General features: G+C 71.5%; 14 protein-coding genes. 8 read left to right on the top strand and 6 right to left on the bottom strand.

Annotated elements, in window-relative coordinates:
- Positions 1-38 precede the first annotated feature (38 nt).
- Positions 39-512 (bottom strand): gamma-glutamylcyclotransferase family protein, encoded by a 474-nt coding sequence (locus ACFO6S_RS02625; RefSeq protein ID WP_378413832.1) that lies wholly within the window; start codon positions 510-512, stop codon positions 39-41.
- 161 nt (positions 513-673) lie between these two features.
- On the opposite strand from ACFO6S_RS02625, the gene ACFO6S_RS02620 reads away from it, so the two are divergent.
- Both ACFO6S_RS02620 and ACFO6S_RS02615 read left to right on the top strand, forming a co-directional pair.
- Positions 674-2,077, top strand: a complete 1,404-nt coding sequence (locus tag ACFO6S_RS02620) for an NAD(P)H-quinone dehydrogenase (RefSeq protein ID WP_378413830.1) — start codon at positions 674-676, stop codon at positions 2,075-2,077.
- A 208-nt stretch (positions 2,078-2,285) separates the two neighbouring features.
- A complete protein-coding gene (locus tag ACFO6S_RS02615; RefSeq protein ID WP_378414071.1) occupies positions 2,286-3,437 on the top strand; it encodes an aminotransferase-like domain-containing protein in 1,152 nt (383 codons plus the stop codon).
- Positions 3,438-3,485: 48 nt separating this feature from the next.
- On the opposite strand, the gene glpK is transcribed toward ACFO6S_RS02615, so the two are convergent.
- Positions 3,486-4,937, bottom strand: coding sequence for a glycerol kinase GlpK (gene glpK / locus ACFO6S_RS02610; RefSeq protein WP_378413828.1), 1,452 nt, complete (start codon positions 4,935-4,937; stop codon positions 3,486-3,488).
- Between the two features lie 100 nt (positions 4,938-5,037).
- Between glpK and glpD the strand changes: the two genes are divergently transcribed.
- A complete protein-coding gene (gene glpD, locus ACFO6S_RS02605; RefSeq protein WP_378413826.1) occupies positions 5,038-6,768 on the top strand; it encodes a glycerol-3-phosphate dehydrogenase in 1,731 nt (576 codons plus the stop codon).
- Between the two features lie 35 nt (positions 6,769-6,803).
- Here glpD and ACFO6S_RS02600 read toward each other — a convergent pair whose 3' ends face one another.
- Together ACFO6S_RS02600 and ACFO6S_RS02595 are read right to left on the bottom strand one after the other, a co-directional pair.
- Entirely contained in the window at positions 6,804-7,298 is a 495-nt protein-coding gene (locus ACFO6S_RS02600; RefSeq protein ID WP_378413824.1) for a hypothetical protein, read from the bottom strand.
- 293 nt (positions 7,299-7,591) lie between these two features.
- Positions 7,592-8,257, bottom strand: coding sequence for a TetR family transcriptional regulator (locus ACFO6S_RS02595; protein ID WP_378413823.1), 666 nt, complete (start codon positions 8,255-8,257; stop codon positions 7,592-7,594).
- Positions 8,258-8,339: 82 nt separating this feature from the next.
- Here ACFO6S_RS02595 and ACFO6S_RS02590 point away from each other — a divergent pair, with 82 nt between their 5' ends.
- From ACFO6S_RS02590 to ACFO6S_RS02575, 4 genes are all read left to right on the top strand, one after another.
- Positions 8,340-9,107, top strand: coding sequence for an SDR family NAD(P)-dependent oxidoreductase (locus ACFO6S_RS02590; RefSeq protein ID WP_378413822.1), 768 nt, complete (start codon positions 8,340-8,342; stop codon positions 9,105-9,107).
- Positions 9,108-9,131: 24 nt separating this feature from the next.
- Positions 9,132-9,716: a TetR/AcrR family transcriptional regulator gene (locus ACFO6S_RS02585; protein WP_378413820.1), complete on the top strand. Its 585-nt coding sequence runs from the start codon at positions 9,132-9,134 to the stop codon at positions 9,714-9,716.
- 91 nt (positions 9,717-9,807) lie between these two features.
- On the top strand, positions 9,808-10,173 hold the full coding sequence (locus ACFO6S_RS02580; protein ID WP_378413818.1) for a PadR family transcriptional regulator: 366 nt from the start codon (positions 9,808-9,810) through the stop codon (positions 10,171-10,173).
- A complete protein-coding gene (locus ACFO6S_RS02575; protein ID WP_378413816.1) occupies positions 10,170-11,519 on the top strand; it encodes a permease prefix domain 1-containing protein in 1,350 nt (449 codons plus the stop codon). The genes ACFO6S_RS02580 and ACFO6S_RS02575 overlap by 4 nt, the downstream gene beginning before the upstream one ends.
- Before the next feature lie 7 nt (positions 11,520-11,526).
- Here the strand turns inward: ACFO6S_RS02575 and ACFO6S_RS02570 are convergent, their stop codons facing one another.
- On the bottom strand, positions 11,527-12,315 hold the full coding sequence (locus tag ACFO6S_RS02570) for a DNA-formamidopyrimidine glycosylase family protein (protein ID WP_378413814.1): 789 nt from the start codon (positions 12,313-12,315) through the stop codon (positions 11,527-11,529).
- A gap of 3 nt (positions 12,316-12,318) precedes the next feature.
- Positions 12,319-16,857 carry an ATP-dependent helicase gene (locus ACFO6S_RS02565; protein ID WP_465269182.1) on the bottom strand — a complete coding sequence of 1,513 codons (4,539 nt, stop codon included), beginning with the start codon at positions 16,855-16,857 and terminating at the stop codon, positions 12,319-12,321.
- An 81-nt stretch (positions 16,858-16,938) separates the two neighbouring features.
- Here ACFO6S_RS02565 and ACFO6S_RS02560 point away from each other — a divergent pair, with 81 nt between their 5' ends.
- Positions 16,939-17,343, top strand: coding sequence for a DUF7144 family membrane protein (locus ACFO6S_RS02560; protein ID WP_378413810.1), 405 nt, complete (start codon positions 16,939-16,941; stop codon positions 17,341-17,343).
- Positions 17,344-17,355 lie beyond the last annotated feature (12 nt).

The raw sequence follows: 17,355 nt of genomic DNA, 5'->3' as shown, positions 1-17,355 counted from the left end.
GACCGGGCGGTGAGTTCGACCCGCGGTAGCGCCGCGGGTCAGCCGCCGAAGCCTGCGGGACCCGGCCCGACGTTGCGGGAGTCGCGGGTGCGCAGGTCGCGCACGTAGTCGGCCGGGGCGCCTGCGATCTCCGCGGCGTCCGCGATCACGCCGATGTAGCGGGCGGACGGCAGGCCGCCCTCGTAGGCGTCGAGGACGTAGAGCCAGGCCAGCACCGGGTCACCGCTGGTGTCGACCCGCACCCGGATCTTGCGGTGCATGCCGAACTCGGAGCCCTCCCATCGGTCGAGGCTGGCCTCGTCCTCGTCGGGGACGTCGTAGAGCACGACGAACACCTTGGCGTCGGCGTCCTCGACGACGGTCGCCAGCGCGCCCTCCCAGCCGATGTCGCCACCGCTGAAGGTCAGCCGCCACCCGTGCAGCCAGCCCGTACCCGCCATCGGCGAGTGCGGGCAGCGGTCGAGCATCTGTTCCGGATGCATGTTTGATCCGTACGCGGCGTAGATCGGCACGACGAAAGCCTAAACCGTCACATCCGGACACAGAACCGCGCGCGGGGCTTTCGAGTGAGGCGTCACACTGGAGAGGGTGCCAGCGTGCGCTCGCAGCGCTCGGTGCAATAGCGTGGACACACCGAAAAGTGTGCGATGTGCTGCCGAAACATGGAGGACGGATGACCCGGATCGTAATCATTGGTGGCGGACCTGCCGGCTACGAGGCGGCGCTGGTCGCGGCGCAGCACGGGGCCGCCGTGACCGTAATCGACTCGGACGGCATCGGCGGAGCCTGCGTGCTGTGGGACTGCGTGCCGTCGAAGACCTTCATCGCCTCCACCGGCATCCGCACCGACATGCGCCGCGCCACCGACCTCGGTATCACCCTCGACATCAGCCAGGCGACGATCTCGCTGTCGCAGACCAACGCGCGGGTCAAGTCGCTCGCCCAGGCCCAGTCCTCGGACATCCGCGACCGGCTGCAGAGCGAGGGCGTGGAGCTGCTCGCCGGTACCGCGGAGCTCGTCGACTCGGTGATCGGGATGGCCGAGCACCAGGTCAAGGCCACCCTCGCGGACGGCAGCGAGCGGGTCATCGACGCGGAGGTGGTGCTCATCGCGACCGGCGCCTCGCCGCGGGTGCTCCCCGGCGCGGAGCCCGACGGTCAGCGGATCCTGAACTGGCGTCAGCTCTACGACCTCGACGCACTGCCCGAACACCTGGTCGTCGTGGGGTCCGGTGTCACCGGTGCCGAGTTCGTCTCCGCGTACACCGAGATGGGCGTGCAGGTCACGATGGTGTCGAGCCGGGACCGGGTCCTGCCGCACGAGGACGAGGACGCCGCGCTGGTGCTCGAGGAAGCGCTCTCCGAGCGGGGTGTCACCCTCGTCAAGCATGCCCGCGCCGACTCGGTCGAGCGCACCGCGGACGGCGTGCTGATCACGCTGTCGGACGGTCGCACGGTGGTCGGCAGCCACGCCCTGATGACGGTCGGCTCGACGCCGAACACCACCGGCCTCGGTCTGGAGAAGGTCGGCATCGAACTCGACGGCGGCGGCTACCTGCGGGTCGACCGGGTCTCGCGCACCACGGTGTCGGGAATCTACGCCGCCGGCGACTGCACGGGACTGCTGCCGCTGGCGTCGGTCGCGGCCATGCAGGGCCGGATCGCGATGTACCACGCCCTCGGCGAGGGCGTCACCCCGATCAAGCTCAAGACCGTGGCGTCGGCGGTGTTCACCCGGCCGGAGATCGCCACCGTCGGTGTCAGCCAGGCGGTGATCGATTCCGGCGAGGTGCCCGCCCGGACGGTGATGCTGCCGCTGAACACCAACCCGCGCGCCAAGATGTCGGGTCTGCGGCGTGGTTTCGTGAAGATCTTCTGCCGCCCGGCCACCGGTGTGGTGATCGGCGGCGTGGTCGTCGCGCCCACCGCATCCGAGCTGATCCTCCCGCTGACGATCGCGGTGCAGCACAACCTGTCGGTCAACGACCTGGCGCAGACGTTCTCGGTGTACCCGTCGCTGGCGGGTTCGATCACCGAGGCCGCGCGCCAGCTGATGCGCCACGACGACCTGGACTGAGTCGCTCGGGGTGACTCCGCCGCAACGGCGATTCTCGAAATATGAGATTTCGTGTTCACGTTGTGGATTTGGTTGTGAGATGGTGGGCGGGTGGTCGGCACGACCGGCCCTTCGCCGCCCCGCCCCGCAGACCCGGGACGACAGGTGTTCCTGCCTTGTCCGCCGTCTGCCTCCGGGAGTCTCCGTGTCGATCGTCCTTGCTCGTCGAATGCGCGCGCTGCGCAGTTCCGCCATCCGTGACCTGCTGACAGTGACCGCGCGTCCCGACGTGATCAGCCTTGCCGGAGGCCTTCCGGATCCCGAACTCGTTCCGCGGAAACGGATTCGTGAGTCGGCAGACCGCGCGCTGAGCACGTCGGAGTCGGTGCAGTACACCGAGACCGCGGGCTGGTTCGGGCTGCGCGAGGTGGTGGCCGACCGGGAGGGTGCGGGCCGGTCGGCCGCGGTGGACCCGCGACGGGTGGTGATCACCCACGGCTCGCAGCAGGCGCTGAGCCTGCTGGCGCAGGTGCTCCTCGATCCCGGCGCCACCGTGGTGGTCGAGGAGCCCGCCTACACCGGTGCGCTGCAGGTCTTCCGGACCGCGGAGGCGCGGATCCTCGCCGTGCCGTTGGACGCCGACGGGATGTGCACCGATCGGCTCGAGGAGATGCTGGCGGCGGGGGAGCGGCCGGTGCTGGTGCACACGGTGAGCAACTTCCACAACCCGCGCGGGGTCACCCTGTCCGCGGACCGGCGTGGTCGACTGGCCGCGCTGGCCGAGCGGTACGGCTTCTGGGTGATCGAGGACGACCCGTACGGCGAGATCTGGTTCGGCGGACCGCCGCCGGAACCCGTTGCCGCGCATTCGGATCGGGTCATCCGGTTGTCGAGCGTGTCCAAGATCCTGGCACCGTCGTTGCGGGTCGGCTGGCTGTGCGCACCGGCCGAGATCTGCGCGGCGGTGGAGCTGGTGAAGCAGGGCGCCGACCTGTGCGGCTCGAGCCTGACCCAGCAGGTCGCGGCGGAACTGCTGGCCGACGGGCCGTGGCTGGCGGCGCACCTGACGACGATCCGGGGCGAGTACGGGGTCCGGGCCGCAGCGCTGGGTGACGCCGTCGCGGCGCGGTTCGGGGACACGGTCGCGGCCACCGACGTCCGGGGCGGGATGTTCAGTTGGCTGGAGTTCCGGGACGGCACCGATGCCGCCGCGCTGCTGGCCGCGGCGGTCGAACGCAAGGTCGCCTTCGTGCCGGGCTCCGCGTTTGCGGTCGACGGCGGCCACCGGCACTGCCTTCGCCTGTGCTTCACGACGAACGGTCCGGACCTGCTGCGCGAGGCTGTCGCCCGGCTGGCCGACGCGCACGCCGCGTCGACCTGAGCCGGCTCCGGCCTCGCGAGCGCGCGCCGGCGCGGTCACCCTCGCGGGTCAGTCGACCCAGTCGTAGGTGCGCTCGACGGCCTTGTTCCACTCCCGGTACAGGCGGTCGCGCTCGGTGGCGGGCATCGCGGGGGTCCAGGTCTGCCCCACCTCCCAGTTGGCGCGGATGTCGTCCTCCCCGGCCCAGAAGCCGACCGCCAGGCCTGCCGCGTAGGCGGCGCCGAGCGCGGTGGTCTCGTTCACCACCGGGCGGATCACCGGGACGTCGAGGATGTCGGCCTGGAACTGCATCAGCGTCTGGTTGAGCACCATGCCGCCGTCGACCTTGAGTTCGGTCAGCGCCACGCCGGAGTCCTTGACGCACGCCTCGATCACCTCGCGGGTCTGGAATGCGGTGGCCTCCAGCGCCGCTCGAGCCAGGTGCCCCTTGTTCACGAAGCGGGTGAGCCCGACGATCGCACCGCGGGCGTCGGGCCGCCAGCGCGGCGCGAACAGCCCGGAGAACGCAGGCACGATGTACGCGCCGCCGTTGTCCGGGACCGTGGCCGCCAGTGTTTCGACCTCCTTGGCGGAGTCGATGATTCCCAGGTTGTCGCGCAGCCACTGCACCAGCGACCCGGTGACCGCGATCGACCCCTCCAGTGCGTACACCGCGGGGGCGTCGCCGATTCGGTAGCACAGCGTGGTGAGCAGCCCGTGCTCGCTGAACACCGGGGTGGTGCCGGTGTTGAGCAGCAGGAAGTTTCCGGTGCCGTAGGTGTTCTTGGCCTCGCCCGGGCGCAGGCAGGCCTGCCCGAACATCGCGGCGTGCTGGTCGCCGAGGATGCCCGCGATCGGCACGTCCGCGAGGACGCCGCCCTCGCGGACGCGGCCGTACTCCTCGGATGAGCTGCGGATCTGCGGCAGCATCGACATCGGGATGTCGAAGTCGTCACAGATCTGCTCGTCCCAGGCCAGCGTCTTCAGGTCCATCAGCATGGTGCGCGAGGCGTTGGTCACGTCGGTGGCGTGCAGGCCGCCGTCCGCGCCGCCGGTCAGGTTCCACAGGATCCAGCTGTCCATGGTGCCGAAGCAGAGCTCGCCTGCCTCGGCTCGGTCGCGCGCACCCTCGACGTTGTCGAGGATCCAGCGGAGCTTGGGCCCGGCGAAGTACGTCGACAGCGGCAGTCCGACGGTGGCGCGGTAGCGGTCCGGTCCGGCGTCGCCTGCGAGTTCGGCGCACAGTTCGTCGGTGCGGGTGTCCTGCCAGACGATGGCGTTGTACACGGGTTTCCCGGTGTTCCGGTCCCAGACGACGGTCGTCTCACGCTGGTTGGTGATGCCCACCGCGGCGATGTCCCGATGGGTCAGTTCCTGCTCGGCGAGGGCGGCCGCCGTCACCTCCCGGACGGCTCGCCAGATCTCCGTCGGGTCGTGTTCGACCCACCCGGCGCGCGGAAAGATCTGCTGGTGTTCCTGCTGGGCGGAGGTGACCACCCGACCTGCATGATCGAAGATCATGCAGCGACTCGAGGTGGTGCCCTGGTCGATCGCGGCGACATACACGCCCCGAAACTACTAGCCTGGGTGCGAATCCGCCGTCAACACCCAGGAGCCCGCGTTGAATACACAGCCGGGAACACAGTTCCTCAGTCCGACCCAGCGGCAGGAGGCGTGGGATCGGCTGGGGTCCGAGCAGTTCGACGTCGTCGTGGTCGGTGGCGGCGTGGTCGGGACCGGTGTCGCGCTCGACGCCGCCACCCGGGGCCTGAAGGTGGCGCTCGTCGAGGCCAGGGACTTCGCGTCCGGGACGTCCTCGCGCTCGTCGAAGATGTTCCACGGCGGCCTGCGCTACCTCGAGCAGCTCGAGTTCGGCCTGGTGCGGGAGGCGCTGCGCGAGCGGGAGCTCTCGCTCACGACCCTGGCCCCGCACCTGGTCAAGCCGCTCGAGTTCCTCTTCCCCCTGACCCGTCGAGTGTGGGAGCGGCCGTACATGGCGGCCGGGATCTTCCTGTACGACAAGATGGGCGGCGCCAAGTCGGTGCCCGCGCAGAAACACCTGACCCGTTCGGGCGCGCTGCGGATGTCGCCGGGTCTCAAGCGCTCCTCGCTGATCGGTGGCATCCGATACTTCGACACCGTCGTCGACGACGCCCGCCACACCATGACGGTGGCCCGCACCGCGGCGCACTACGGCGCGGTGGTTCGCACCTCCACGCAGGTGGTCGGCTTCCTGCGTGAGGCGGATCGGGTCTCCGGTGTCAGGGTGCGGGACTCGGAGAACGGGCAGACCACCGAGGTGCGCGGTCACGTGGTGATCAACGCCACCGGTGTGTGGACCGACGAGATCCAGGCGCTGTCGAAGCAGCGCGGACGGTTCCGGGTGCGGGCATCCAAGGGGGTGCACATCGTGGTGCCCCGGGACCGGGTGGTCAGCGAGGCCGCGATCATCCTGCGGACCGAGAAGTCGGTGCTGTTCGTGATCCCGTGGGGCGGCCACTGGATCATCGGCACCACCGACACCGACTGGAACCTCGACCTCGCGCATCCGGCCGCGACCAAGGCCGACATCGACTACCTCCTCAGTCAGGTGAACAAGGTCCTGGTCACCCCGCTCACCCACGACGACATCGACGGCGTCTACGCCGGACTGCGGCCGCTGCTCGCAGGCGAGAGCGACGAGACCTCGAAGCTCTCCCGCGAGCATGCGGTCGCGCGGGTGTCGCCGGGGCTGGTGGCCATCGCGGGCGGCAAGTACACCACCTACCGGGTGATGGCCGAGGACGCCGTCGACCTGGCGGCCGAGGACATCCCGGCACGGGTGGCCTCGTCGATCACCGCGAAGGTGCCGCTGGTCGGGGCGGACGGCTACTTCGCCCTGGTGAACCAGACCATGCAGGTCGGCGCCCAGTACGGGCTGCACCCGTACCGGGTCACGCACCTGCTGGACCGCTACGGCTCACTGATTCACGAGGTGCTCGCGCTCGCCGAGGGGGCACCGGAACTGTTGGACCCGATCACCGATGCGCCCGCATATCTCCAGGTGGAGGCCGTGTACGCGGCGGCCGCGGAGGGTGCGCTGCATCTCGAGGACATTCTCGCCAGGCGTACCCGAATCTCCATCGAGTACCAGCACCGCGGCGTGAACTGCGCGGAGCAGGTGGCCAACCTGGTGGCGCCGGTGCTGGGCTGGGACGCGGCCACCGTCAACCGGGAGGTCGAGACGTACCGGGCGCGGGTCGAGGCCGAGATCCTCTCGCAGACGCAGCCGGACGACGAGGCCGCGGACGCCCTGCGTGCGGCGGCCCCGGAGGCGCGCGCGGAAATTCTCGAGCCGGTGGAGGGCAGCTAGGCGCCGGTGCGGGCCGTGCGGGTCGAATCGTCCGCTCAGTGCGTGAGCAGCAGTTTGACGGCGACGACGGTCACGGCGACCAGGGCCAACCCGACGGAGGCGGCCAGGGTGCCTCGGTTCGGGCGTTCGCCGCGCAGGCGGGTGATGATGTAGGCGATGCCGGCGATGCGGGTGACCACCCAGACCTCGGCGAGCAGCAGTGCGGTGCCCAGGTCGAACAACCCCAACCCGCCGGCGCCCACCAGTGCGGCGGGGATCACCGCCGAGGTCAGGACCGGCACCGAGTCCCGCAGCTCGGCGATGCGCTCCATGTTCGTCAGCGCCCGCCCGCTGCGGGTGCTGCGCCCCACGGACTCGGCGAAGGCGTGTGCGACGAAGGTCGACAGCCCGGTGGCGATGATGGTCAGCCCCGCGTGCGCCACGCTGGTGTTGTTCAGCGGCACGAGCGCGGCCAGGATCAGCACGTTGCCGTAGACGTACGCGCTGACTCGGCTGGCGTAGTCCTCGGCGGACAGGGGCTCGCGCGTCATGCGGTACAGCTTGGCATGCCGCGGAGCCGTATGTGGGCAGCGCCGCGGGCACGGCGGCGCCTGCGCCGGTCGCGTCAGTGCGTGGTGCGTACGACGCTTCGCGGTGCCGAGCGGGCGAGGTGTCCGGAGATCGCCATGGCGAGCAGGGCGAAGACGGCGATGGGTGCGGTGATCATGACGGGCCTTCCCGTGCGGGTGTCTCCCGGACGGGTTCCACCCTGACGCCTGCACCCGTGACGCACATCGGCATCTGGTGTGAATTCGCTGAGAATGCGCCGGACCGCACGGCGGGGTCAGCCCCGGGGCGTCCGCACACCCGCGGCCGCGACGCCTGCGGTCAGGGTGCGGATGCACCGGACGGCGATGTCCGCGGGACTCGGCCCGGCCTCCTCGCCCGTGGCGGCGTCGTCGGTCCCGGCCCAGGTCTGGACGGCCAGGCGCATCGCGGTGTTGCCCGCGACCGCGAGCAACCGGACCTCGAGCGGGTCCGCGTCCGGGCCGAGTCGGTCGCCGAGCACCGACACCAACGCCTCCTCGGTGTCGTGTACGACCCGGAACCACACCGACTCGAGCGCCGGGTCGCCCGGCACGGCGCGCAGCAGCGCGCGGGTCAGTCGAAGCGCGTCCACGCCGAACGGGCTTGTGCGGGTGAGGGTGCGGCGGGCGGACGACTCGAGTGCCGCGACGGCGGCGAGGTCGCGGGGAGCCGCCGCGAGGTCGGCGATCCAGCCGCTGACGCCACCCGCGAGCAGCGGCGCGACCGCCTCCTCCTTCGTGCGGAAGTAGCGGTAGAACGTGCGCAGCCCGATGCCCGACGCGGCCGCGATCTCGTCCGCGGTGACCGCCGCGGTGCCCCGCTCGGCGAACAGCTCGGCGGCGCAGCGGGCGATCTCCAGCTCGGTCTGGGCCTTGCGCCGTTCGGTGAGTGAGCGGGTGTCTTGCGCAGTGGGGTCCGCCATGCACATCATCATGGCACGTTGTGCCAACTTGGCGTAGCTTGCAGTCAAGGGCATGTTGACCACATGAGAAGGAGCGCAGGACATGAATCGTTTCGAAGGTCGCAAGGTGCTGATCACCGGTGCCGGCTCGGGCATCGGGCAGGCGACGGTGGCCCGGATCCTCGCCGAGGGCGGCATCGTCGCCGCCGCGGACGTCTCCGAGGACGGGCTGGCGCTCACCCGTCAGCGCGCCGAGGAGGCGGGCGTCGCGGACCGGCTGATCACGGTGGTCGCGGACATCTCCGACGAGAACTCGGTGCGGGACGCGCTCGGCGGCGCGATCGCCGAACTCGGCGGCCTGCAGGTGCTCGTCAACGCGGCAGGCATCCTGCGGTCCTCGCACACCGCGGAGACCACCCTCGACTTCTGGAACACCATGATCGGCGTCAACCTGACCGGCACCTTCCTGGTCACCCGGCAGGCGCTGCCGGCGCTGCTCGAGTCCGGCAAGGGCGTGGTGGTGAACTTCAGCTCCACCTCCGCCTCCTTCGCGCACCCGTACATGGCGGCCTACGCGGCCACCAAGGGCGGCATCCGGTCCTTCACCCACGCCATCGCGCTCGAGTACGCCAAGCAGGGCCTGCGTGCCGTCGCCGTCGAGCCCGGCTCCATCGCGTCGGGCATGACCAGCAACCCGGGCTTCCCGGAGGAGGGCGTCGACCCGAGCCTGATCGGCAAGCTGTACCCGTGGATCGGCGAGGGCTTCGCGCCGCCGGAGGATGTCGCGGGCGTCGTCGCGATGCTCGCCTCCGACGATGCAAAGTTCGTCACCGGCACCGAGATCCGGATCGACGGCGGCACCCACATGTGACCTGGCCGCATAGACTTTGCGGCGATGACCAGTGACCGCCCCGGCCTCGACCAGCGCCGCCTGCAGCGACGGGCGCGGCTGCTCGAGGTCGGGGTGGATCTGCTCGGCGCCGGTGCCGGTCCGGCGGTGAGCGTGCGGGCCGCCTGTCGGGCGGCAGGCGTCACCGAGCGCTACTTCTACGAGAGCTTCGCGGACCGGGACGCCTACATTCGCGAGGTGTACGCGGAGGTCGGCGAGCAGGCCCGTGCCGCACTGGTGGCCGCGGTGGTCGGCGCCGAGACCCCGGCGGAGATCGCGGAACTCGCGGTCCGCGCGTTCGTAGCGCTCGTCCTCGACCGCCCCGAGGCGGGCCGGGTCCTGCTGCTGGCGCCGCTGCGGGATCCCGCGCTGGGCGGGCGCGGCCTGGAGCTGGCGCCGAGTTTCGTTGTGCTGGTGCAGGACCAACTGCGTGGCGTGCCCGATCCCGACGAGCGTGCCCTGCGGGCGCTCGGCCTCGTCGGCGCGCTGACGAGCCTGTTCATCGGCTACCTCGACGGCGCCGTCACGGTGCCCAGGGAGACGCTGATCCGGCACTGCCTCGGCCTGCTGGACCGCGCCGCCCGAGCGTGACCGACATTCGGTTCGGCAGTCCACGGTCTCTTCCCTTGATACCTAGAGCTGCTAGGGTCAACGCCTAGTAGATCTAGGTATGGGAGGCGCTGTGCACATCGACAAGGACTTGGTGGCCGCCTCGGCGACGCTGCTCGTCCTGGGCATCCTGGTGGACGGTGAGTCGTACGGGTACGCCATCCTCAAGCGGGTCCACGACCTCTCCGGCGGGAAGATCCAGTGGACCGACGGGATGCTGTACCCGCTGCTGCACCGCCTGGAACGGTCCGGGTACGTCTCGGCGTCGTGGGGAACCTCGGACGCCGGGCGCAGGCGTAAGCACTATGCGATCACCGAGTCGGGACGCGCCGTGCTCGCCGAGCGGCGCGGCCAGTGGGACGTCGTCGCGGACGCACTGAACCAGGTGTGGCGCAGTGCGCAACTGCCGCCGCCAGCCGTCGCGCAGGGGTGGGCATGACGGCCGACGCCGCGCTGGAGTCCCAGATCGGCCAGTGGCGCGGCTACGTCGAGCGGCACCGCGTGATCTCGTCCGCGGATGTCGACGAGATGGAAGATCATCTGCGCGACCGGATCTCGGACCTCGTCGACGCCGGCCTGGCGGACGACGAGGCCTTCCTCGTCGCGGTCAAACGGATGGGCAGTGTGGACGCCATCTCCCGTGAGTTCGCCCGGGAGCACTCCGAACGGCTCTGGAAGCAGTTGGTGCTCGTGCAGGCGGACACCGGCGCGACCACGCACCCGCCTCGCCGGGAGCTGTTCGTCGTCCTCGCGCTGGGGCTGTGCGCGGGGGTCACCCTCGAGCTGGCGCGGTGGGCCGGGCTCGACGACCACGTCTTCGCGCGCAATGTCAGCGTCTTCATCCTGCCCTTCCTCGCGGGCTACTTCGCGTGGAAGCGCCGGGTGAGCGCCCGGGTCGCGGCCGCGCTGGTGGTGCCGTTCGCGGCAGTCGCGCTGGTGCTGAACCTCTTTCCGTTCGATCCGGAGGGATCGACCGAACTCGTCGCCGCGATCCACGCACCGGTCGTGCTGTGGTTCGCCGTCGGACTGGCGTACGTCGGCGGCGACTGGCGCTCCGACCGCAGGCGGATGGACTTCATCCGGTTCACCGGCGAGTGGGTCGTGTACCTGACGCTGCTCGCGCTCGGCGGCGGCGTCCTCATGGGGCTGACGATCGGCGCGTTCAACTCGCTCGGCACCGACATGGAGTGGGTGATCGCGGACTGGGTGCTGCCGTTCGGTGCGGCCGGTGCCGTCGTCGTCGCGGCGTGGCTCGTCGAGGCCAAGCAGGCCGTGGTGGAGAACATCGCGCCCGTCCTGACCCGCGTGTTCACCCCGATCACGATCGTGATGCTGCTGGTCCTGCTCGCCGCGTTCGCGGTGGACGGCAACGTCGGCGACGTCGACCGGAACCTGCTGATCCTGATGGACCTGATCCTCGTGGTCGTGCTGGGGCTGGTGCTGTACGCGACGTCGGCACGGGACCCGCTGGCGCCGCCGGACCTGTTCGACCGGCTCCAGTTGGTGCTCGTCGTCAGTGCGCTTGCGGTGGACCTGATGATGTTGGCGGCGATGCTGACCCGGATCGCGGAGTTCGGCTTCACGCCGAACAAGGTGGTCGCGCTGGGACTGAACCTCGTGCTGCTCGTCAACCTCGTGTGGTCGGCCCGCCTGCTGCTCGGATTCGTCCGTGGCCGAGTCGGATTCGAGTCGACCGAACGCTGGCAGACTCGCTACCTGCCCGTGTTCGGGGGATGGGCGGCGCTGGTCGTCGTGCTGGTGCCACCGCTGTTCGGCTTCGTGTGAGCGCGGGTCAGCTCCGGGCCGGCTGACAGCGCGCGCACCAGAGGATCTGCCGCTCCGGCGTGGCGTCGTCGCCGAGGGTCCCCGACTGGACCAGGGTGCCGCAGCGTAGGCACGGCCTGCCGGCGCGGCCGTACACCCAGGTGGTTCGGCCCCGGCGGCGGTCGCCGGTGGTGACGCGGACGGTGCGGTCCCGGTTCGCCAGCAGGAGTCGGTGCGCGAGCTCGGTCCAGGCTCGGAGTTCACCGGCGGCCGCGACCGGGGTCGCCGGATGCACGCCGCGCAGGAAGCACAGTTCGTTGCGGTAGACGTTGCCGACACCGGCCATCACCCGCTGGTCGAGCAGCGCGAGGCCGATCGGACGGCCCGGGTCCGCCGCCAGGTTCGCAGCCGCCAGCGCCGCGTCCCAGTCGGGGCCGAGCAGGTCCGGTCCGAGGTGCCCGACCGCGCCTGCCTCGTCGGCCCGGGCCAGGACCTCGACGATCCCGAGCTGGAAGCCGACCGCCACGCAGTCGTCGGTGCCCAGCAGGACCCGGGCCTGCCAGCCCGGCCTGCGCCACCGGGCGTCCGACGGGTAGACGTCCCAGGCGCCCTCCATCCTCAGGTGGGTGTGCACCGTGGTGTCGCCGACCCGGACCAGCAGGTGCTTGCCACGGCTGAGCACCTCGTCGACCGGTCCCGGCGTCAGGTCCACCGTCGCGTACCGCGGCACCCGGAAGTCGCTGACCGTCAGCGCCTTCCCGGCCAGTGCCGTGCGCAGCCGGGCCGCGGTCTGCCAGACGGTGTCACCCTCGGGCACGTCTCAGCCCCGCGCGTAGGAGGTCCGTTTGCGCAGCCCGCGCGGGGTGGCGGAGAACCCGGCCTCGACCAGCGCGGGGGAGAGCGCGCTGGTGTGCACCGACTCGCCGTCCACCTTCTCGATGACGATCTTCTCCACGCCGCCGCCGTCCACCAGGTCGGCCAGCGCGATCGCGGCGGTGTGCAGGTCACCGGGGTCGGCGGTGAAGGTGAGCATCGTCTTGCCGCCCCGCTCCACGTACAGCGCGAGCTCGCCGCCGACCAACACGACCAGGGCGCCCGCCTTGCGTCCGGGCCGGTGCCCACCCTCGCCTGCGGGCCAGGGCAGCGCCGCACCGAACGGGTTCGCCGGGTCGGTCGACGCCAGTGCCACCGCGGTGCGCGCCGGCTCGGCGGCCGCGCCGTCGCCGTACCCGCGCAGTCGGTCCACCACCTCGGAGGTCGAGAACTGGGCGGCGCCGAGCGTGCTGACGAAGTAGCCGCGGCGGCACCGGCCGCTGTCCTCGAACCCGCGCAGCACCTTGTACATCAGCGCGAAGCCGCCCGGCACGGACTCGGCCACCACGCTGCCCCGGGTGAGCACCCCGTACCGCTCGAGCAGCAGGTCGGCACGGGCGTGGGCGCGGACGGTCGGATCCGCCTCGAGCTCCGGCAGGATCGACCAGCGTCCGGCCACCGTCGGGGGTCCGGTCCGGGTGGGCAGCGCAGGTCGTGCGAGCGCGCGGTACGGGCGGGCCCGTGGGGTGCGGCGCGGCGCCCGGTGGCTGGGGGTGGACCGGGTGGTACCCGACATCAGCGCGCGCAGCGGGGCGAACGAGTCGCCGCTCACGTGTCCCGACCACACCAGTTCCCACAGCGTCGCGACGAGGGCCTCGTCGTCGGTGGACCCGACCTGGTCGGCGAGGTTGCGGAAGAAGAAGGCGCCGCCCGAGCCGAGCACGTCGAGGATCGCGCGGGCCTGCCCGGAGAGCTCGGTGGAGTCCGCCTGCGTCAGCGTCAGTGGCGCCGCGTCGGCGGGGTGCAGGCACACCCAGCCGTCGCTGCCGGAGATCTGCCCGGCACCCGACCACAGCACCTCGCCGGTCGTGGTGAGCTCGTCGAGCATCGACGGCTGGTAGTCGCGCACCCGCGACCGCAGCACCGTCGACTCCCAGGCCGAGGCCGGGATCGGTACGCCCGCAAGCTGTTCGATGACCGCCGCGACGCCGTCGATCCCGCGCAGGCTGCCGCCCACGTGCTGCCAGTCGGGCAGGAAGCGGCCCAGTGCCTCCGGTTCGACCGGCTCGACGTCGCGCCGCGCGGCGGCCAGCGAGCGTCGCCGCAGCCGGCGCAGCACCTCGGCGTCACACCACTCGCTGCCCGACTCCGCAGGCCGGAACTCGCCCTCGACGACGCGCCTGTCGGCGGCGAGGCGGCGCAGCACGTCCCGCACCACGGAGGTGCCGAGCCCGAACCGGGCGGCGGCGTCCGCGAGCGTGAAGGGGCCGTGGCTGCGCGCGTACCGGCCGACCAGGTCGCCGAGCGGGTCCAGGGCCGGCTCGATGAACGCGGCGGGCGTCCCGATCGGCAGCGGCACCCCGAGGGCGTCGCGCATCCGGCTGGCGTCCTCGATCGCCACCCACCACCGGTGGCCGGCGAAGGCGACCCGCATGACGCGTTTGCGGGCCTCCAGCTCGGCCAGCCACTCGCGCGGCTCGGCGAGGGCGCGCGCCGCGATCTCCTCGGTGGTCAGGGGCCCGAGCAGGCGCAGCAGGTCGGCGACGCCCTCCGCGTCCCTGGCCTTGCGGTCCGGGACCAGGCGCTGCAGTTCGCGTTCGGTGAGGTCGATGACGTCCGCGTCGAGCAGTTCACGCAGTTCCACCCGGCCGAGCAGTTCGGCGAGCAGGGTCGAGTCCAGCGACAGGGCGGCGGCGCGGCGTTCGGCCAGGGGACTGTCACCCTCGTACATGAATGCACCGACGTAGTCGAAGAGCAGCGCGCCGGCGAAGGGGGAGGGCGAGGCGGTCTCGACCTCGACCAACCGGATCTGCTTGCGGCCGACGGCGTCGAAGAGCCGGGTCAACGAGGGCAGGTCGTACACGTCCTGCAGGCATTCGCGGACCGTCTCGAGCAGGATCGGGAAGGTCGGGAACTTGCGGGCCACGTCGAGCAGCTGCGCGGACCGCTGCCGCTGCTGCCACAGCGGCGCCCGCTTGCCGGGGTTGCGGCGCGGCAGCAGCAGCGCCCGGGCGGCGCATTCGCGGAACCGGGACGCGAACAGCGCGGAGTGGCCGACCTGCTCGGTGACGATGTCCTCGATCTCGTCGCGGTCAAAGACGAACAGGTCCACGCCCGGCGGGGCGTCCTCGGTGTCGGGCAACCGGACGATGATGCCGTCGTCGGATGCCGTTGGCGTGGAGTCGATCCCGTACCGATCCTGCAGGCGGGCGCCGACCGCCAGTGCCCACGGCGCGTGCACGGGCAGCCCGTACGGCGAGTGCAGCACCAGTCGCCAGTCGCCGAGCTCGTCGCGGAACCGCTCCAGCACCAGGGTCCGGTCGTTGGGCACCTGCCCGGTCGCGGTCCGTTGCTCCTCGACCAGCGCCAGCAGGTTGGTGGTGGCATTGGTGTCCAGGCCCTGGCCGGTGAGGCGGGCGCGCAGGTCGGCGGCGTCGCCGAGGGACATCTCGCGCAGGAACTCGCCGAGCGCGGCACCGAGTTCGGCGGGCCGGCCGAGGCCGTCGCCGTGCCAGAACGGCAGCCGTCCGGGCAGGCCGTAGGCGGGGCTGACCAGGACCCGGTCGTGGGTGATCTCCTCGATCCGCCAGCTGGTGGCGCCGAGCGCGAAGACGTCGCCGACGCGGGACTCGTAGACCATCTCCTCGTCGAGTTCGCCGACGCGCGAAGCCTTCTCGCCGACCATGTAGACGGTGAACAGGCCGCGGTCCGGGATGGCGCCGCCCGAGGTCACGGCGAGGCGTTGCGAGCCGGGCCTGCCGGTGAGCACGTCGGCGTCGCGGTCCCACACCAGCCGCGGGCGCAGCTCGGCGAACTCGTCGGACGGGTACCGCCCCGCGAGCAGGTCGAGGGTGGCGTCGAAGGCCGAGCGCGGCAGGGCGGCGAAGCTCCCGGTGCGCCGGACCGCGTCGAACCAGACGCCGGCGTCGAGCGGGTCCAGTGCGCAGGCGGCGACGGTGTGCTGGGCGAGGATGTCGAGCGGGTTGGCAGGCACCGCGAGCGACTCGATCTTCCCCGCCGCCATCCGCTCGACGGTGACCGCGCAGTGGATCAGGTCGGTGCGGTGCTTGGGGAAGAGCACGCCGCGGGAGATCTCGCCGACCTGGTGTCCGGCCCGGCCGACCCGCTGCAGACCGCTGGCGACGGAGGGCGGTGCCTCGACCTGCACCACCAGGTCGACCGCGCCCATGTCGATGCCGAGTTCGAGGCTGCTGGTCGCGACCACGCAGCGCAGTCGCCCCGACTTGAGATCGTCCTCGATGATCGCCCGCTGGTCCTTGCTCACCGATCCGTGGTGGGCGCGGGCCAGCAGCGGGTCCGCGCCGTGGTTCACCTCGGTGGGGGCGCCGATCTGCGACGCGGGCCGGTGGACGGTGTCGACGGGGGCGCCGAGCCGCTCGGCGTAGACCTCGTTGAGCCGGGCGGTGAGCCGCTCGGCGAGCCGGCGCGAGTTCGCGAACACGATCGACGAGGAGTGCTCCAGGACCAGGTCGACGATCTGTTCCTCGACGTGCGGCCAGATCGAGCCCTGTTGCGGCGCGGGAGAATTCGAGTCGTCGGAGGCCGCCGTGACCCCGAGTTCGGTCATGTCCTCGACCGGCACCCGCACCGTCAGGTCGAAGGTCTTCGGTGCGGGTGGGCACACGATGTGCACCGGCGCAGCGCCCGCCAGGAACCGTGCGACCTCGTCGTGCGGCCGGACGGTGGCGGAGAGCCCGATGCGCTGGGCCGGACGGGTGAGCAGCATGTCGAGCCGTTCGAGCGAGAGCGCGAGGTGCGCGCCGCGTTTGGTCGCCGCGACGGCGTGCACCTCGTCGACGATGACGGTCCGCACGGTCGCGAGCGACTCGCGGGCCGCGGAGGTGAGCATCAGGAACAGCGACTCGGGCGTGGTGATGAGGATGTCGGGCGGCGTGCGGACCAGGGCGCGGCGGTCCGCGGGCGTGGTGTCGCCGGAGCGGACGCCGACGGTGATCTCCGGCGGCGCCAGCCCGAGCCGTTTCGCGGTCTGGGTGATCCCGACCAGCGGCGCGCGCAGGTTGCGCTCGACGTCCACCGCGAGGGCCTTGAGCGGCGAGATGTACAGCACGGTGGTACCGGGCGGACGCGTCTCGTCGTGCGGACGGGTGGCGAGCTGGTCGAGCGCCCACAGGAAGGCGGAGAGGGTCTTGCCGGACCCGGTGGGGGCCACCACCAGTGCGTGCGAGCCGTCCGCGATCGCCTCCCAGGCCCCCAGCTGGGCGGCGGTGGGCGCGGGGAAGGCGCCGGCGAACCACTCCCGGGTGGGGGCGGAGAACCTGCCGAGCACCGTGTCCATGGTGTCCATAGTGCCTCGGGCCCCCGACACCGGCGGATCGGCGCACACTGAGTGGGCGCAGTGCATCCGACTCCGGAGAGGTGAACCGTCGTGTCCGATCAGTTGAGCCACAAACAGAAGGTCGCGGCCCGCACGTCGATCGGGGCCGCGGTCCTGTTCGTCACCGTCGGCATCCTCCAGGTCCTGCAGGGGATCGCCGCGGTCGGCGGCGACGAGCTCTTCGTCGTCGGCGCCGACTACACCTACGAGTTCGACCTGACCGTCTGGGGCTGGACCCACCTCGTGCTCGGCGTGGTGGTCGCGATGGTGGGTGTCGCCCTGCTCGCAGGCGGCATCTGGGCGCGGACGCTGGCCGTCGTCGTCGCGGGGCTGTCGATCGTCGTCAACTTCCTGTGGCTGCCCTACCAGCCGGGCTGGGCCGGTGTGATCATCGCGATCGATGCCGTCGTCATCTGGGCGATATGGACCTGGGTGCCGAGCTCCGGCTGGGAGTAGCCGGTGCGGTAG

The organism is Rhodococcus kronopolitis (assembly GCF_042654025.1).
In the GTDB taxonomy this organism is placed as follows: domain Bacteria; phylum Actinomycetota; class Actinomycetes; order Mycobacteriales; family Mycobacteriaceae; genus Rhodococcus_G; species Rhodococcus_G kronopolitis.
The sequence above is the reverse complement of the archived record's forward strand: the minus strand, read 5'-3'. Positions and strand labels throughout refer to the sequence as shown.